Annotated in this window: 14 protein-coding genes and 4 tRNA genes; 5 read left to right on the top strand and 13 right to left on the bottom strand. The window is 42.8% G+C overall.

Annotated features, from left to right (window positions below):
* Positions 1 to 247: 247 nt before the first annotated feature.
* The 8 genes from HLH16_RS10255 to secA form a co-directional block, all read right to left on the bottom strand.
* A tRNA-Pro gene (locus tag HLH16_RS10255) sits at positions 248 to 324 on the bottom strand.
* Between the two features lie 3 nt (positions 325 to 327).
* Positions 328 to 403, bottom strand: a tRNA-His gene (locus tag HLH16_RS10260).
* A gap of 42 nt (positions 404 to 445) precedes the next feature.
* Positions 446 to 522, bottom strand: a tRNA-Arg gene (locus HLH16_RS10265).
* 45 nt (positions 523 to 567) lie between these two features.
* Positions 568 to 644 (bottom strand) — tRNA-Pro (locus tag HLH16_RS10270).
* Positions 645 to 794: 150 nt separating this feature from the next.
* A complete protein-coding gene (nadA, locus tag HLH16_RS10275; RefSeq protein ID WP_171529243.1) occupies positions 795 to 1,862 on the bottom strand; it encodes a quinolinate synthase NadA in 1,068 nt (355 codons plus the stop codon).
* Positions 1,863 to 2,012: 150 nt separating this feature from the next.
* Positions 2,013 to 3,233: a bifunctional glutamate N-acetyltransferase/amino-acid acetyltransferase ArgJ gene (gene argJ, locus HLH16_RS10280; RefSeq protein WP_171529244.1), complete on the bottom strand. Its 1,221-nt coding sequence runs from the start codon at positions 3,231 to 3,233 to the stop codon at positions 2,013 to 2,015.
* A gap of 158 nt (positions 3,234 to 3,391) precedes the next feature.
* Positions 3,392 to 3,742 carry a hypothetical protein gene (locus tag HLH16_RS10285; protein WP_171529245.1) on the bottom strand — a complete coding sequence of 117 codons (351 nt, stop codon included), beginning with the start codon at positions 3,740 to 3,742 and terminating at the stop codon, positions 3,392 to 3,394.
* A gap of 185 nt (positions 3,743 to 3,927) precedes the next feature.
* Positions 3,928 to 6,648 (bottom strand): preprotein translocase subunit SecA, encoded by a 2,721-nt coding sequence (secA, locus tag HLH16_RS10290; protein ID WP_171529246.1) that lies wholly within the window; start codon positions 6,646 to 6,648, stop codon positions 3,928 to 3,930.
* Between the two features lie 339 nt (positions 6,649 to 6,987).
* Between secA and HLH16_RS10295 the strand changes: the two genes are divergently transcribed.
* From HLH16_RS10295 to HLH16_RS10305, 3 genes are all read left to right on the top strand, one after another.
* Positions 6,988 to 7,623: a peroxiredoxin gene (locus HLH16_RS10295; protein ID WP_171529247.1), complete on the top strand. Its 636-nt coding sequence runs from the start codon at positions 6,988 to 6,990 to the stop codon at positions 7,621 to 7,623.
* A gap of 377 nt (positions 7,624 to 8,000) precedes the next feature.
* Positions 8,001 to 8,816, top strand: a complete 816-nt coding sequence (locus tag HLH16_RS10300) for an MBL fold metallo-hydrolase (protein ID WP_171529248.1) — start codon at positions 8,001 to 8,003, stop codon at positions 8,814 to 8,816.
* Complete coding sequence (locus tag HLH16_RS10305) at positions 8,816 to 9,394, top strand: dual specificity protein phosphatase family protein (RefSeq protein ID WP_171529290.1); 579 nt, start codon at positions 8,816 to 8,818, stop codon at positions 9,392 to 9,394. Before HLH16_RS10300 ends, HLH16_RS10305 begins: the two co-directional genes overlap by 1 nt.
* 18 nt (positions 9,395 to 9,412) lie before the next feature.
* Here the strand turns inward: HLH16_RS10305 and HLH16_RS10310 are convergent, their stop codons facing one another.
* The 4 genes from HLH16_RS10310 to trpA are packed head-to-tail and all read right to left on the bottom strand — an operon-like array spanning position 9,413 to position 13,420.
* Positions 9,413 to 10,453: an SPOR domain-containing protein gene (locus HLH16_RS10310; RefSeq protein WP_171529249.1), complete on the bottom strand. Its 1,041-nt coding sequence runs from the start codon at positions 10,451 to 10,453 to the stop codon at positions 9,413 to 9,415.
* Complete coding sequence (gene folC, locus HLH16_RS10315) at positions 10,444 to 11,727, bottom strand: bifunctional tetrahydrofolate synthase/dihydrofolate synthase (protein ID WP_171529250.1); 1,284 nt, start codon at positions 11,725 to 11,727, stop codon at positions 10,444 to 10,446. The genes HLH16_RS10310 and folC overlap by 10 nt, the downstream gene beginning before the upstream one ends.
* Positions 11,724 to 12,620 (bottom strand): acetyl-CoA carboxylase, carboxyltransferase subunit beta, encoded by an 897-nt coding sequence (gene accD, locus HLH16_RS10320; protein WP_171529251.1) that lies wholly within the window; start codon positions 12,618 to 12,620, stop codon positions 11,724 to 11,726. Before accD ends, folC begins: the two co-directional genes overlap by 4 nt.
* Positions 12,617 to 13,420 (bottom strand): tryptophan synthase subunit alpha, encoded by an 804-nt coding sequence (gene trpA, locus HLH16_RS10325; protein ID WP_171529252.1) that lies wholly within the window; start codon positions 13,418 to 13,420, stop codon positions 12,617 to 12,619. The genes accD and trpA overlap by 4 nt, the downstream gene beginning before the upstream one ends.
* A 364-nt stretch (positions 13,421 to 13,784) precedes the next feature.
* On the opposite strand from trpA, the gene HLH16_RS10330 reads away from it, so the two are divergent.
* Positions 13,785 to 15,116, top strand: a complete 1,332-nt coding sequence (locus tag HLH16_RS10330) for a Na+/H+ antiporter NhaC family protein (protein ID WP_171529253.1) — start codon at positions 13,785 to 13,787, stop codon at positions 15,114 to 15,116.
* Positions 15,117 to 15,158: 42 nt separating this feature from the next.
* Here HLH16_RS10330 and HLH16_RS10335 read toward each other — a convergent pair whose 3' ends face one another.
* Positions 15,159 to 16,196: an AraC family transcriptional regulator gene (locus tag HLH16_RS10335; protein WP_171529254.1), complete on the bottom strand. Its 1,038-nt coding sequence runs from the start codon at positions 16,194 to 16,196 to the stop codon at positions 15,159 to 15,161.
* Between the two features lie 134 nt (positions 16,197 to 16,330).
* On the opposite strand from HLH16_RS10335, the gene HLH16_RS10340 reads away from it, so the two are divergent.
* A complete protein-coding gene (locus HLH16_RS10340; protein ID WP_171529255.1) occupies positions 16,331 to 17,212 on the top strand; it encodes a metal-dependent hydrolase in 882 nt (293 codons plus the stop codon).
* Position 17,213 lies beyond the last annotated feature (1 nt).

Raw genomic sequence — 17,213 nt, forward strand, 5'->3', positions numbered from 1 at the left:
GGTAAAAACTGGTCGAGGTACGCCAACCAAGCGTTTAAATTCAGAATCTGAAAAACGGTTTAAGTTCTGATATCTCATGAAACTTAGATTGAGGTGGTTTTTACTTTCGCAAGAGGTCTAATGTTGAATGTTGAATGTTGAATGTTGAATGTTGAATGTTGAATGTTGAATGTTGAATGTTATTATTAAATTTTAGACATAAAAAAACCGCATTTAAGCGGATTATTTATATCATCTTTTAGAAAGATGGTCGGAGCAGTAGGATTCGAACCTACGACCCCCTGGTCCCAAACCAGGTGCGCTACCAAGCTGCGCCATGCTCCGAATTGGGGTGAATGATGGGGCTCGAACCCACGACAACCGGAATCACAATCCGGGGCTCTACCAACTGAGCTACATCCACCGTTACAACATTTTCAGATTCTAAATATCAAGCAACCATAAATGGTGCGCCTGACAGGATTCGAACCTGTGACCATCCGCTTAGAAGGCGGATGCTCTATCCTACTGAGCTACAGGCGCATGACCTATGATATCAAATACCATGAAACCTTTGCCTTGAAGAATTGGTCGGAGCAGTAGGATTCGAACCTACGACCCCCTGGTCCCAAACCAGGTGCGCTACCAAGCTGCGCCATGCTCCGATTCATCTTAGCTTCATACTGCAGTTCGTGCGGTACGGTGTGCATTCTAGGCGTGACGTCGAATAACGTCAACACCTATATTCAAAAAAAATTAAAAAAACGCTTCAAATGTATATTTATCAAGCATTTTAGCTAATTTATATACAATTATTAGCGTTTTAAATTGGCACTGAAGTTCAACATGCGATCAAGAGGTAATTTAGCCCGTTCCGCAAGGGCTGGATCGACGTATATTTCTTGATCACCCTTTTGCAAAACCGCTAAAATTCCATCCAATTCATTCATTGCCATCCAAGGACAATGTGCACAAGAGCGACAAGTTGCCCCCTCACCTGCTGTTGGTGCTTCAATCAAAATCTTGTTTGGCACGGCTTGTTGCATTTTATAGAAAATGCCACGGTCGGTTGCCACAATCAAACGTTCATTTGGCAGTGTTTGTGCTGCTTTAATCAGTTGCGAGGTACTTCCTACTGCATCTGCAATGTCTACCACCGATTCGGGTGACTCTGGATGTACCAAAACAGCCGCATCTGGATAGAGTGCTTTCATGTTGGCAATACCACGTGCACGAAATTCTTCATGCACAATACAGGCACCATCCCAAAGCAACATGTCAGCACCAGTTTTCTTTTGGATGTAACGACCAAGATGCTGATCTGGTGCCCAAATAATCTTTTCACCCAAACTATCTAGATGTTCAATAATTTCAACTGCACAACTCGATGTTACCACCCAATCAGCTCTGGCTTTGACTGCCGCAGAAGTATTGGCATACACCACAACGGTATGACCAGGATGTGCATCACAGAACGCAGTAAACTCATCAACAGGACAACCCAAATCCAAAGAACAAGTCGCTTCTAAGGTTGGCATCAACACTGTTTTTTCAGGAGAAAGAATTTTCGCTGTTTCTCCCATGAATTTCACACCCGCCACCACCAAGGTTGAAGCTGGATGGTCACGGCCAAAACGAGCCATTTCTAACGAATCTGAAACACAACCACCAGACAGCTCCGCTATCTCTTGAACTTCGGGATCGCAATAGTAATGAGCGACAAGGACAGCGTCGCGTTTTTTGAGTTCTGCCAGAATTTGCGCAAACTTTTCCTGTTTAACCTCATCACTCAAATGAATATCTTTAGGCTCACCTAAACGATCTAAATGCGCCTGCACAATCGATTTAGCCTCATTGGCAATTAAATTGGTCGCATCGTTCATAAACGTCTTCTCTATCCTTGGTGCTTGTTAGACTACAAGCAGCACACTCAATTTACTGATCAGAATGGCATCTTGCTTTTTTGACCAGTCATTAAAAACTTTACATTATAAAAAAGCCTCACTACGGAGGCTTTTTTCATTCAACTAAACTTAAGAACGGTAATCTGCATTGATCTTGACATAGTCATAAGACAGATCACAGGTATAGACCGTGTCTTTTGCCTGACCTCGTCCTAAATCAACACGAATCGTCATTTCAGCTTGAGACATCACGCGCGCGCCAGCTTCCTCCGTATAGTCCGCTGCCGCACCACCATCTTTGCAGATCTGTACATCATCTAACCAAACCTGGATTTTTTCAACGTCTAAATTTTTAACACCTGCATAACCAATCGCTGCAAGGATACGCCCCCAGTTTGGATCGGATGCAAAAAATGCAGTTTTAACCAGTGGTGAATGGGCAATACTATAAGCAATATCGCAACATTCTTGGGTATCTGCACCTCCTTCAACAGTAACAGTAATGAATTTGGTAGCACCCTCGCCATCACGCACAATCAGTTGTGCTAGACGTTTCATCACGCGGGTTAAAACCTCTAAAACCGCAGCATAACGTGCATCATCAGTCGATGTAATTTCTGCACCACCGGCCTGACCGGTCGCCACAAAAATACATGAGTCATTGGTTGAAGTATCGCCATCTACCGTAATACGGTTGAATGAAACATTTACCGTTGTTTTTAATAATTGCTGTACCAATTCACGGCTGATCGGAGCATCTGTTGCAACATAGCTGAGCATAGTCGCCATATTCGGACGAATCATGCCTGCGCCTTTTGAAATACCAGTCATGGTGTAAGTCACACCATCTAACTCAAATTGTTCAGATGCGCCTTTAGGTAACGTATCTGTGGTCATAATGCCCGTCGCTGCATCTAACCAGGCATCATCGCGTAATGAATCAAGTGCAGGTTGCAAACCCGCCATCAAGCGTTCAATCGGTAATTGCTCACCAATCACCCCGGTTGAAAAGGGTAAAATTTCGTTATCTGACACACCAGCAAGTTCAGCCAGTTTCGCGCAAGTCGCTTGTGCATTTGCCATTCCGATTTTTCCGGTACCTGCATTGGCATTGCCGGTATTAATCACTAAATAGCGTGGATTACTGACTTGAAGATGCGCTTTACAGACATGCACAGGTGCCGCACAAAATGCATTTTGAGTAAATACACCAGCAGCATTTGAGCCTTCAGCAAATTCAAAAATGACCAGGTCACGTCGGTTCTGATAGCGCACATAGGCTTCAGCTGAACCAATTTTTACACCTTTAACCACATGCATCTGTGGCATTGTTACGTCGCCCACCGCCATTTTTAAACTTCCAAATAAGTTCGTGATAAAAAGACAGCTTAGTAGAAATTGACTAAAAAATCGAGCAGAACACTTGGTTTGATTTATTTTTTATTGGATGGATGTTTCCAGGCACAAAAAAACCAGTCTGCAGACTGGTTTAAAAAAACAACATAGCGTTAGTTTGACGCTAATTGGGAAGCTTCTGACAATAATGCCTGTTTGGCTTTTTCTTGACTCGCTGTAGATAAAGCAGGATTTGAAGCCACGATACGATTCACATTAGCTGCATTGGCTGCAGTCACCGCTGTAGTTTTCAATACCACCGGGCGTTGATTCGGATTAGCAAAAGTATAACGAATACCAGTGCGTGGGCTTGCGACTGTAATGTTACCGTCTTGAGCAACTGCTGGAGCTGTGGTTGCACCACGCGCAGCTTGTACTTTGTCTACGGTTGTTGTTTGATTTGCAAAAGTCAAAGTAGGAATAGCTAAAGCTGCAATCATCAATAGTTGTAATACTTTTTTCATTGTCTTTCCGCTTTTCATCAGTGTTCGATATGCAACTAAATACCACTTAATTGGGTTCTCTGCAAACGTATTCACATCTTGAAAAACTAAATAATATATTTAGATGGAATTAAAAAAGCCACTTTAGATAACACCTCTCAATGAACAAGAGGAATATTTAAAGTGGCTTTGCAGTCTGGGTAAAATTAAATTTTACCGTGACATTGTTTGTATTTTAGACCTGAACCACATGGACAAGGCGCATTACGGTTTGCAGGTGGAATAATGATTTGTTCATCCACTGGAGTATATTGTGCATCTAGATCTGCAGTCACATCAGCGGTTAAACCATCCACTTCAGCATGAGAAAGATTTAAATGCATCGCTTCAGCTTGCGCTTGTTTCTGTGCTTCCATTTCAGCTAATTCTTCAGCTGTAGGCACATGCACACGTGAAAGGTCAGTAATCACATCCGACTTAATCACCGCAAGCATATTGACGAATAAGTTAAATGCTTCTTTCTTATACTCTTGCTCTGGATTCTTTTGTGCATAACCACGCAAGTGAATGCCTTGACGCAAGTAATCCATAGCCGCCAAATGTTCTTTCCAATGACGGTCCAAAGCGCTCAACATGAAGTGACGTTCCAGCATTGCTGCAGATTCATCACCCATTTGCGCACGACGATCACGATAGCGGTTCACGATTTCATCAGAAATACGTTCCACCAAAGCTTCTTCATCTAAACGACGGTCTTGTTCCAACCATTGATTCACCGGTAAATCGATGCCCAGATCATCACGTAATGCACGTTCTAGACCCTCAATATCCCATTGATCATGAATCGATTCAGGTGGAATATAATTTGCAATCACACCTTTAATTACTTCATGATGCATTTCTTCGATGTAATCTTGTAAAGTACTTTCAGCAAGCACTTCATCACGTTGCGAATAAATGATCTTACGTTGTTCATTATTCACATCATCGTATTTCAACAGGTTCTTACGAATGTCAAAGTTACGTGCTTCAACTTTACGTTGTGCATTTTCGATGGAACGTGACACCATTTTGTGCTCAATGGCTTCATCTTCTTGCAAGCCCATTGCACGCATCATGGCTACAACACGATCACCCGCGAAAATACGCATCAAGTCATCTTCAAGCGACAAGTAGAAACGTGAAACACCCGGGTCACCTTGACGACCGGCACGGCCACGTAACTGGTTATCGATACGACGCGATTCGTGACGTTCTGAACCAATAATATGTAAGCCGCCAGAAGCCAATACCATTTCATGGTTTTGTTCCCATTCGGCTTTTAAGCGTGCTTCATCTTCAGCGGTATAGTTTTCAATTTTGGCAAGCTTGGCTTTCCAGTTACCACCGAGCAAAATATCGGTACCACGACCGGCCATATTGGTGGCAATGGTCACCGCATTCGGTGAACCTGCTTGCGCAATAATGTCAGCTTCGCGCTCATGTTGTTTTGCATTCAAGACTTCATGGGCAATACCGGCTTCTTTCAGTTTATCCGAAAGAATTTCTGAAGCTTCAATGGTTGCTGTACCAATAAGAATCGGTGCAACACCTGCTTCATGAATATTTTGAATTTCCTGAATAATTGCGTTGTATTTACCATTACGATTTAAATAGATTAAATCGTTTTGGTCATTACGAATCATGGGACGATGGGTTGGAATAAGCACCACATCCAGACCATAAATTTCTTTCATTTCCGCCGCTTCAGTATCGGCAGTACCTGTCATACCTGAAAGCTTTTTGTATAAACGGAAATAGTTCTGGAAAGTGGTTGTTGCAAGGGTTTGGTTTTCAGGTTGGATTTCCAGACCTTCTTTTGCTTCAACTGCTTGGTGCAAACCTTCTGACCAACGGCGACCCGGCATGGTACGACCGGTATTTTCATCAACAATAATCACTTCGCCATCATGAATGATGTACTGAACATTACGTTGATAAAGATAATGCGCACGAATGGCAGCCGTAACATGATGAACCAGGTTCAAGTTAGCCGATGAATACAAGCTCTCGCCTTCAGCCAATAACCCCATGTCTATCAGTTCTTGTTCAACCATTTCATAACCGACTTCGGTCATTTCGACAGAGCGTTGTTTTTCATCAATCCAGAAGTGACCACCATCGGCTACTTTTTCTTCTTTTTGCGGAGTCAGTTTTGGTGGAATGCTATTGATTGCAGCATACAATTGTGAAGAGTCATCGCTTTGACCCGAAATAATCAATGGTGTACGCGCTTCATCAATTAAGATCGAATCGACCTCATCGATAATGGCATAAGTCAAGCCACGCTGTTTTTTCTCAGCCAGCGAGAACACCATGTTGTCACGAAGATAGTCAAAACCGAATTCGTTATTGGTACCGTAAGTAATATCGGCACGATAGGCTTCTGCTTTTTCAGTCGGATTTTGCATTGAGTAAATAATGCCAATGCTTAAACCCAAGAATTCAAATAATGGACGGTTGAGTTCAGCATCACGTTGTGCCAAATAGTCATTCACGGTGATGACATGCACACCTTGACCACTAATCGCATTTAAATAACAAGCCAAAGTACCCATCAGGGTTTTACCTTCACCAGTACGCATTTCTGCAATTTTACCTTCGTGAAGCGTAATACCACCAATCAGCTGTACATCGTAATGACGCATCCCCATGATTCGTTTTGCCGCTTCACGACAAACCGCAAATGCTTCAGGCAATAATTTATCCAGGCTGTCGCCCTTGTTATATCGTTGTTTGAATTCTTCAGTTTTTGCAGATAAGTCTGCATCGCTTAGTGCAGATATCGTCGGCTCGAGCGCATTAATCTTATCTACGATTTTACGCATGCGTTTGAGTTCGCGCTCATTTTTGGTACCGAAGATGCCTCCGATCAGACTTGCCAACATGAATAGACTCTCTAAATCTTGCTTGTCGAATGAATAAATTTTTTCTCAGTCGTTATTATGGTGCTAGAAATTTGAAGTACAAGGCTTTTGCACAAAACCAATAAAAAAATTCTGATCACTCGTTCTAGCACGTGACAGCTAAGGGAAAACAATGTAACAAATTTTAAACAGCCAATATAGTCATAAAATCCGTGATTTATACAGATTTTACAAATCAAACCAGAACCGTATATTCTATTTATTCATAAAGAAATACAAAAACGCTATTTTCCTTGCAAAAAAAAATGCGTCATATTAGATCGCATCAACATACATAACAAAGCATATGAGGCTATAAAAATGACATTACGTTTAGGCGATACTGCACCGAATTTTGAGCAGGACTCAAGTGAAGGCAAAATTAATTTCTACGATTATCTAGGTGACAGCTGGGGGATTTTATTTTCCCATCCTGCTGATTACACTCCGGTATGCACGACTGAACTTGGCTATACCGCAAAGCTGAAAGATGAATTTGATAAGCGCGGGGTTAAAGCCATTGCCCTGTCGGTCGATGATGTCGAATCGCATCATGGCTGGATTAACGACATTAATGAAACACAACATACTACGGTCAATTTCCCGATCATTGCCGATCAGGATCGTAAAGTTTCTACTCTTTATGACTTTATTCACCCCAATGCCAGTGAAACCCTGACTGTTCGTTCTTTGGTGATTATTGATCCAAACAAAAAAGTTCGCTTGATTATTACCTACCCGGCTTCAACAGGACGTAATTTTCATGAAATTTTACGTGTCGTCGATTCGCTACAATTGACGGACAAGCATAAAGTTGCTACGCCTGCCAACTGGCAACAGGGTGAAGACGTGGTGATCGTGCCTTCTCTTCAAGATGAGGACGAAATCAAAAAACGTTTCCCTAAAGGTTATACTGCAGTAAAACCTTATTTACGCTTAACGCCACAGCCTGAGTGAGGATCAGCAAGGCATGCCTTGCCCGAACGCAAGACGAGAAGCTATACTTCGAGTTAAAACTAAAGCACTGCTTTAGTTGCAGCGCAAGACAAGCAAAGCGCGTAGTTTAAAATAAGCAAACAACATTTGCTCTGAACACAAGATAAGAAGCTATGTTTCAAGTGTCAGGAAATAAGCGAGTGATGCTCGCTCCGCACACAACATGAACAACAATGCTGAAAATCAGGACTAAAATGACGAGCCAAATCCTGATTTGCTGAAAGCCTGTCTGATGACAGGCTTTTTTATTCTGGTAAACAATTGAATTACAAAATCAAGTTGGTGTTTATTTCACAGGCAGTTTATAAATACGCCTAATCATCTTAAGAATAAATATTGTGATTTATAATATCCATCATTTGCACTGCGGCACCATGTGTCCTGTTTGCGGCCCTCTGTTTGGGCAAAAAGGCTTGCATGCCAAAGTGGTTTGTCATTGCCTACTACTTGAAACCGATCAAGGCTTGGTACTGGTAGATACCGGTTTAGGCATACAGGATTATCTACACACCAAAGCTCGCTTAGGTAACCTGGTTTCACGACTGGGTCGGATAGAAAACAATTTAGAACTGACCGCCATTGCACAAATCCAGCGCCTAGGCTTTAACCCGCAAGATGTCAGGCATATCCTGGTTTCACATCTGGATTTTGATCATGCTGGTGGTATTTCAGATTTTCCACATGCCACCGTACATGTGCTCTCCAGTGAATATAATGCAACGCAAAGTTTTTTCTCACTGAAAAATAAAGCACGCTATAAAACCCAACAATTCAAGCAACATCGTTACTGGAATTTCATCGAACCCGAGCAAGGTGAAGCTTGGTTTAACCTCCATCAAGTACAAGGCTTCCGCTTATTTCAAGATGAAATTTTAATGATTCCCTTATTAGGTCATAGCAAGGGGCATTGCGGGATTGCCATCAAAAAAAAAGAAGGTTGGATATTCTTCTGTGGCGATGCTTACTATTCACATCTGCAGCTTGACCCTAAAAACAAACTCCGAACTTTGGATAAACTGGAACGCTTCTTTGCCGAAAATAATTCAATGCGTGTAGACAACTTGCACAAAATTCAACAGCTCGCACAAACGGAAAAAAATATTGAAATCATCTGTGCGCATGATCCAACCGAACTGGAACGTTATCAAGCATGATTAAAAGAACAGTTCTTGCCCTTTTATTGAGTAGCTCAAGTTTGGTGGGATGTATCACATCACCCACACTTTCATCGGAACAGCGTCCTCAACACTGGGGAACAGTACTTAATCAAAGAGATAATTTTTATCAAATTAGTGAGTATGTATTTCGTAGTGAGCAGCCTACGGCTGAACTGATTCCACAATTAAAAGCACATGATATTAATGTGGTGATTAATCTAAGGTCACGAAATAAGGATCTGGCTGTCCTGCCATCCACAGATTTTAAATTGGTTCATATCCCCATTCACACTTGGGCAATGTCGCGTGAAGATTTATTGCACGTGATGCAACAGATTCAGCAAGCCAAAGCACTTAATCAAAAGATACTGATTCATTGTTATCACGGTTCAGACCGAACCGGTGCAAGCATTGCCATGTACCGAATTATTTTTGAGCACTGGAAAATTGAAGATGCACTGGATGAAATGAAACATGGCGGCTATGGATTTCATCCGGTCTGGATTCATATTGAAAAAATATTTAGCCCCGAAAATATAAAATGGATTCAACAGCAACTGTCGAATCCATTTTAGTTTTGGCTTCCGCTCAATTTAGCGCTTATCGAGTGGTACCCATTCAATCACCCAAGCCGATTTCATGTTCAGGCTTGCATCAGTGTTGATTTTCTTACGTGCCGCATCTGCTGCATCACGATTTTTAGATGGCCCGACCATAATTCGAACACCTTTCGATGTTGGACTTTTGGTGACTTTATAGCCTTTAGCACGCAACTTGGAAGCAACAGCATCTGCGTTGGCTTCATTTGCTGCCAAGGCCACTTGTACCATCCATTGTTTGTCGCCATTTTCCAACAGATCACGTGCTTTTTCAGCCTCTGCCTTTTTCTTGGCATCTGCCTCACGTTTTTCTTCTGCTTTTTTCTTTTCTGCTTGAGCTTTCTTGTCAGCCTCGGCTTTCTTCTCTGCTGCTTGCTTTTCAGCTGCCTTACGTTTTACTTCAGCCTCATGTTTGGATTTTTCATCAGCTGCTTTTTTCTCTGCTGCTTTCTTTTCAGCCGCTTTCATATCCGCTAATTTTTTATCAGCTTCGGCTTTACGTTTATCTTCAACTATTTTTTTATCAGCATCAGTTCGCTGTTGTTGAGCTTTCTGCTGATCCAACTTTTTTTGCGCAAGCAGCTTTTCTTCAGCTAAACGCTTTTGTTTAACCTTTTCATCTTCCACCAGTTCAGGAGGAATATTATCCGAGCTTTGCTGTGCACCGGTACGATGGGCATTTAATGCCGCATACTCTTCAGCAGCTTTACGTGCAGCCTCGGCTTCAGCCTGTTGTTGCATCACTAAAAATTCAGCGGCACGGGCTTCTTGTTCTGCAACCGCTTTTTCACGCGCACGACGTTGCTCTTCCAGTAAACGCTTTTCTGTTTCAACATCGACTGTTAAAGCCTGCAGCTGAACCATTTCACTTTCTGGAGCCGGCTTTTTCTGCGTGACTTGAGCTGCAAGCTCGGGGTTTTTAAGTTCATTTTGATATATTTCTTCTTTGCCTTTCAGGAGCAATGCTGTCAACAAAACACCACCACCTAATAAAACAACGCCACCCATCCAGCGTTGTTTGCTATTCATTGACATTCTTCCAAATACTCCCATACCGCTTCTAAGGTATGAAATGAACCACATACCAAGATCAGCTGATTATTCTTTGTTTCATTTAGCGCTGATTTAAAAGCCAATTGAACACTGTCGAAGTGTTGTACTGTTTCACCGTGTAACGCTGCATCGAGCTGTTCAAGCAGAGCTGCTCGCGGAACCGTTAATGGTGCAATTTTCCATTTTAAAACAGTATCTTTCAACAAGTCTGCGACAGAATTGATATCTTTATCCGCTAACATGGAAAAAACACTGACCACTTCTGTGTACTGTTTATTGTATTCTAAAAATTTTCGCAACTGATTTAACAAAAAATCTACGCCATGGGGATTATGTCCAGCATCAAAGATCACGGTTTTGCCCTGAATTTGGCGAATTTCAAAGCGACCTTGCAGACGTGCCTGTTGAATGCCTTGAGCGATTGCTTGTTGAGTCACGGTTAAACCACTGACTAAAATTGCTGCGACTGCTGTGGAAATATTTTCCAGTGCCAGAGCACCTGTCGGTAATTTTAAAGTCGTCCCTGAAGATGCAAACATCCAGGCTTGACCATCATCCATATATTGATAGAAGTAATCACGATCAGCCACATACAATGTTGCATTGCATTCATCGACTTTATTTTGAATGGCTTGAGGAAGTTGTTGCATACCACCAAAAATTACCGGAATATCCGGACGAATAATTCCGGCTTTTTCAAAGGCAATTTTTTCAATCGTGTCGCCCAGCCAGTCGGTATGATCTAAACCAATATTGGTAATAACGGCGACATCCGGCTCAATCACATTCACCACATCGAGGCGACCGCCCAGTCCAACTTCAAGTACCCAGACATCACATTGTTTGGCTTTGAAAATAACAAAAGCGGCAAGTGTGGTGGCTTCAAAGAAAGAAAGGCTTAAATCACACGCTCGACGGGCTTGATCCACTGCAACAAATGCATCCACCAAGGTCTGGTCATCCACTTCAATCCCCGACAATTTCACCCGCTCATTAAAACGGTAAATATGTGGTGATTGATACAATCCGACTTTATAGCCCTGCGCATTTAAAACAGCAGCCAAAGTGGTGGTGGTTGAACCTTTACCATTGGTTCCCGCTACGGTCAGAACTTTTGCCTGTGGACGGGTCACACCCAGCTTTTCAGCCACTGGAATGACGCGTTCCAGACCTAAATCAATCCCCGTAACGTGAACATGGCTCCAATAATCGAGCCATGTGTTTAAAGAGTCTGTTGCAAGTGGTGCTGTGTTCAAGGCAAGTTCATCAGTTTCGCGACAATACGATAGACTGTATCACGTAATGCGTGACGATGAACAATTTGATCGACTACACCATGATCAAGCAAATATTCTGCACGTTGGAACGGTTCTTCCAGTTTTTCACGTACGGTTTGCTCGATTACACGTTTACCCGCAAAACCGATCATGGCTTTAGGTTCAGCAATATGCACATCACCTAACATGGCAAGTGAAGCGGTTACGCCACCGTAAACTGGATGGGTTAATACCACCAAATACGGTAAACCTGCATCTTTCATACGTTGAATCGCGGCTGAAGTACGTGCCATTTGCATAAGCGACAACATGCCTTCCTGCATACGTGCGCCACCAGAAGCAGCAAAACAGATTAAAGGTTGTTTGTCTTTAATGGCATGCTCAGCAGCTTGCACGAAACGGTCACCGACTACAGTACCCATTGAACCGCCCATAAAGTCGAATTCAAATGCACATGCGATTAAAGGAATATCTTTCAGTAAACCCTGCATCACAACCAATGCTTCTGTTTCACCGGTTTTCTTTTGCGCTTCAGACATACGGGCCGGATAGGCTTTGCTATCTACAAATTTCAGCGGATCTTTGGCCACAAATTCCTGACCCAGTTCATTTTGAACCTGATCGAAGAACCAGTTTAAGCGATCGCGTGCTTTCATACGCAAATGTTCGTCGCACTGAGGACAAACATAAGCGTTAAATGACATCGCGGTACGAGTAACCAGTGCGTGACATTCAGGACACTCAATGGTTGGCTCTGTAAAGGTTGCTTTGAGTGCTGTTTGCTCATCTGGGGTGTGAATACCCGGAACATGACGTTCCGTCCACGGCGTCGCTGGGCTTAGAATTTTGCCTATTTTCACTTCTTGATTCATACTAACTCATCGAGCGCGGCTCGAAGCTCCTTGACTTTATTAACCGTTTCAAAAACAGCTTGTTCTGGCGCTAAGTTCGCAAATTGTTTGACAAAAGCACTGCCCACAATGACCGCATCAGCCGCTACACCCATGGCTTTTGCAGAGGCAGCATCGCTAATACCAAAACCGACACCTACAGGAACGTCAGTCACAGCTTTAATTTTCTGGATACGGGCTGCCGCTTCAGATACATCTAAAGTTGCCGCACCGGTTACCCCTTTCAAGGACACATAGTAGATAAAGCCACTGGCTTGGTTCGCCACATGCTGAATACGTTCATCCGTAGATGTTGGCGCAAGCAAGAAAATTTGATCCATGTCGAATTTTTTCAACACGTCATCTAAATCTTTTGCTTCTTCAGGTGGTAAATCAACCAAAAGTACACCATCTACACCGCATTCATTGGCATAAGACACAAACTTTTCATAACCAATCACTTCGACCGGGTTTAAATACCCCATCAAAACCACTGGTGTTTCCGTGTCTTTCTGACGGAACTCTTTCACCATGTTCAAAGCATCTAGGGTATTGGTTCCACCTGCCAATGCACGTTCTGCTGCAAGGGCAATCACTGGACCATCTGCCATAGGGTCTGAAAATGGAAGACCAAGTTCAATCACATCTACCCCTGCCTCAACCATTTGATGTAACAATGGAACTGTTACTTCTGGATGAGGGTCACCAGCCATTACATAAGAAACTAGCGCTTTACGCTGCTGAGATTTAAGCTGTCCAAAACGAGTGGCTAAACGTGACATAAGACTATGCTTTCCTTGAATTATTTAAAAACTGAGGAGTTGGCTTTGTAGAAATACAAGACAACGCATTGTAACGCTATTTTTTACCCATTGAATAGAGTCCAAACATTTCACGCTACATTAGACTGACAATCTCATTTTTTCAGAACAATCCGAGAACACCATTTACTGATATTTACGATTTTTTCTCAATGATCAAAGATGCCTAATTTTGCTATTTAAAAAAATAACCAGTATTAAGATAAACTTATTTTTATTAGTAAAAAATTGATAAAAATAATTAGCTTAGCTTTTACATTTAAAGTTTTATGAAATAGCAAAACCTGCACTATACTACGCACGATTTTCATTTTTTCTATTTTATATGACTCCCGAATCCCAAGGTGAAGTGCACGCTCGCGCGCTGGCATTGCTACCTCTTATTGTGTTTTTAGCCATTTTTTTAGGCAGTGGTATCTATCATTCCATCATTGGTACCGAGTTTGCTTTTTATCAGGTTAAAGCGCCTGTGGCAGCTCTGCCTGCCATCATTCTTGCCGTGCTGATTTACCGTGGAAAATTGAATACCGCCATTGATGAGTTTTTAAAAGGTGCCAGTCATCCCAATTTAATTCTGATGTTTATGGTGTTTATGCTTGCAGGGGCATTTGCCAGTGCCACAAGTAGCATCGGCAGTGTCGATGCAACGGTGCAATTGGGGCTGTCGATTATCCCGCCCTCCTTTGTGCTGCCCATGCTGTTTATTATCTCGGCATTCATTGCCACCGCGATGGGAACCTCGATGGGAACCATTGCCGCGTGTGCGCCGATTGCCTTTGGTTTCTCGCAAGCCACCAATATTGAAGCCGTATACGCCATTGGCGCAGTGGTGGGCGGTGCCATGTTTGGTGATAACCTGTCGATGATTTCGGATACCACCATTGCAGCCACCAGCAGTCAAAAGGTTCAGCTACGCGACAAGTTCAAAGTCAATGTCTGGATTGCAGTTCCTGCCGCCGTACTCACTATTCTGATTTATGCATTTGTTAGCCATGATTCACAAGCCATTGAATACAAAGATTACGACTTGTGGCTGATTTTGCCTTATGTGGCCGTGTTCTTTCTGGCTTTTTCACGTTTGCATGTACTGGCCGTTTTAACCCTGGGGGTGGTGCTTTCAGGTCTGATTGGCATCATGGTCAGCCCGGATTTTGGTGTCTTGAAGTTAAATACTTCTATCTATGATGGTTTTGTAGGCATGTTTGAGGTGGCACTGCTTTCGATGTTCTTGGGTGGCTTATCGGCCATTATGCAAAAAGAAGGCGGACTACAATGGCTCATTCAACGTATTTACAGCATTACCCGTTTATTTAAAGTTGGACGACAACGTGCGGGTGAGTTGGGTATAAGTTTTCTGGTGGTATTCGCCAATCTGTTCGTCGCCAATAATACCGTTGCGATTATATTATCGGGGGATATGGCACGTGAAGTGGCCAAAGAATATGGTGTAGATCCTAAACGTGCTGCAGCATTGCTGGATATTTTTTCCTGCGTGATTCAGGGCGTGATTCCCTACGGTGCTCAATTACTTCTCGCCTGCTCTATTGCGAAAATGTCACCGGTAGAGCTGATCGGTAACATTTACTATTGCTGGATATTGGCAATTGTGGCGATATTGGCAATTGCATTTCGCTTCCCTCGATTTAAACCAGCTTAAATCCATTTACATTTCAAAAGCGACCTCAATAGGTCGCTTTTTTTATGACTCACGGGGATCTTTCAGCTGTTGTTTTCGGTGTAACAAGGTTTGACCGCTATAGGCCTTATAAGCACGAGCCAAAGCAGATTGATCCGAATAGCGCAATTGCGTGGCAATATCGGTCAATTGCATGTCTTGCTGCAACAATTGATCACAACGTTTCATGCGTTCCATCTCAACAATCTTTTTAAAAGATGAATTCAGGTCATTCAATTGCCGCTGCAGTGTCCGTGCAGATACATGCAATTCATTCGCAATCTGCTCAATTTTGGGCACACTATTTTGCACGCGCAAATATTCAGCCACCCTCATGTGAATGTGCTGATCTAAACTTTCATAACTGGGCTTGCAAGCAATCGCATCTTCTGCCTGGCGCAGTAAAAGTTGCATTAAGGAAGGATCAGCCAGTTCCGATTTTAAATCCAGACTGTCCGAACTAATCACAAAAGAATATTGGGCATGACCAAAGCTGACTTCACAACCAAAAAACTTCTCATAATGAAAACGTGCCATCTGCGGTGCATGTGCAAACTGCATACTCAGCAATTGCAACGAGGCTGGAAAAATTTGCTTGGCCAAATGTGCCATACAGGCTGAAGTCAGCTCATTAATCATCGCATATCGCTCATCATGCAGCGGCCAGGAGAGATAAATCTCTTTATCCTGATGCAGCATTTGCATAGGAATGACTGCTGCGCCATCAATCACCAACCGGCTAAAGCGAATAATATTCTCTAAAGCTTCGGCCACACTATTACTACGTGAGGCCATGTAACCCAACACACCAAAATGCTCTGGCCGTATATAACGTGCCATTTCAAAAATCATCTGCGGGCAATTGAGATGTTGCTGGGTACGCTGAATAACCTCTAAGAAAAATGTATACGGTGATTGAGTATCGATCGGCAGGTTTAAGACATGCCGTAATTGCACACGGTAATCTTGCAGAAAATCAAGTTGCAATCCATCCAGACCCCGATCTGACAAAAACATTTGCCACAGTTGAAAATAACCATTGGGGATCTGCAGTTCTTGCACAATGCATCCTTGTTTTTTGACATTTTAAATTTTAATTCTGTCGTAAAATGTATAAAAAATGGCCAGTACTGTCAAAACAAAACTGAAAAAGTCCGACATACTGCAATGATCCAAGGCGATTGAAGTAAAACAAAATGAATGCTATTGCCCAATCTCAAGTCCAACCTGTGGTTCGCAGTAACCTTGATTTTAAACTGAATGAAGTGCCTCGTTTTTGGTTTGGTGGCGATCCGTTTATTACCCGCATGTTTGATGCACTTAGCCTGACCTTTCCGGATGGTGAACGCTACTTTATTCAGTCGGTACGTTTGTTCCGCGACCAGATCACCGATCCAGACTTAAAACGGCGTGTGGCTGATTTTATTCGTCAGGAAGCGCAGCACGGTATAGCGCATGACAAAATGAATCAGGTTATGAAACAGCAAGGCATGCCGGTGGATCAATTTATTCAGCGTTTAAATAAAATTTTTAAATTCGAACTGGAAAAGCGTTCCCCTCAATACAATATTGCCATGACAGCTGCGGCCGAACACTTGACTGCCCTGATGGCAGAAACCTTTTATGCGAATAAAGACACCTTGCGAGATGGACATCCTTATGTCCGCGCGCTATTTGCCTGGCATGCAATTGAAGAAATGGAACATCGTGATGTGGCGTTTGACGTGATGAAACAGGTTGGAAATGTGCCTGAGTCTACGCGAAAATTTACATTGCTATGGACGACATTGCTCATCTTTGGCTTTACCATTTATCGTGCCAATGTGATGTTAAAGTATGATGGCTTTACCCCACTGCAACGTCTGCAAATGAACATTCGCGGTTTACCGTGGTTCTTTGGACGTAAAGGCACGTTAACCAAAATGAGCAAGCAATATCTCGACTGGTTTAACAAAGACTTTCATCCTAGCCAACACCCTGTGATTGCCCAATATGATGTCTGGGTAAAAACCCTGAAAGAAACAGCTGATCCCATCCAAGCTGGAGAAGCTTTTTGGCAGACGGCTAAAGACTCATAAT

The organism is Acinetobacter sp. ANC 5378 (assembly GCF_013004315.1).
Taxonomy (GTDB): domain Bacteria; phylum Pseudomonadota; class Gammaproteobacteria; order Pseudomonadales; family Moraxellaceae; genus Acinetobacter.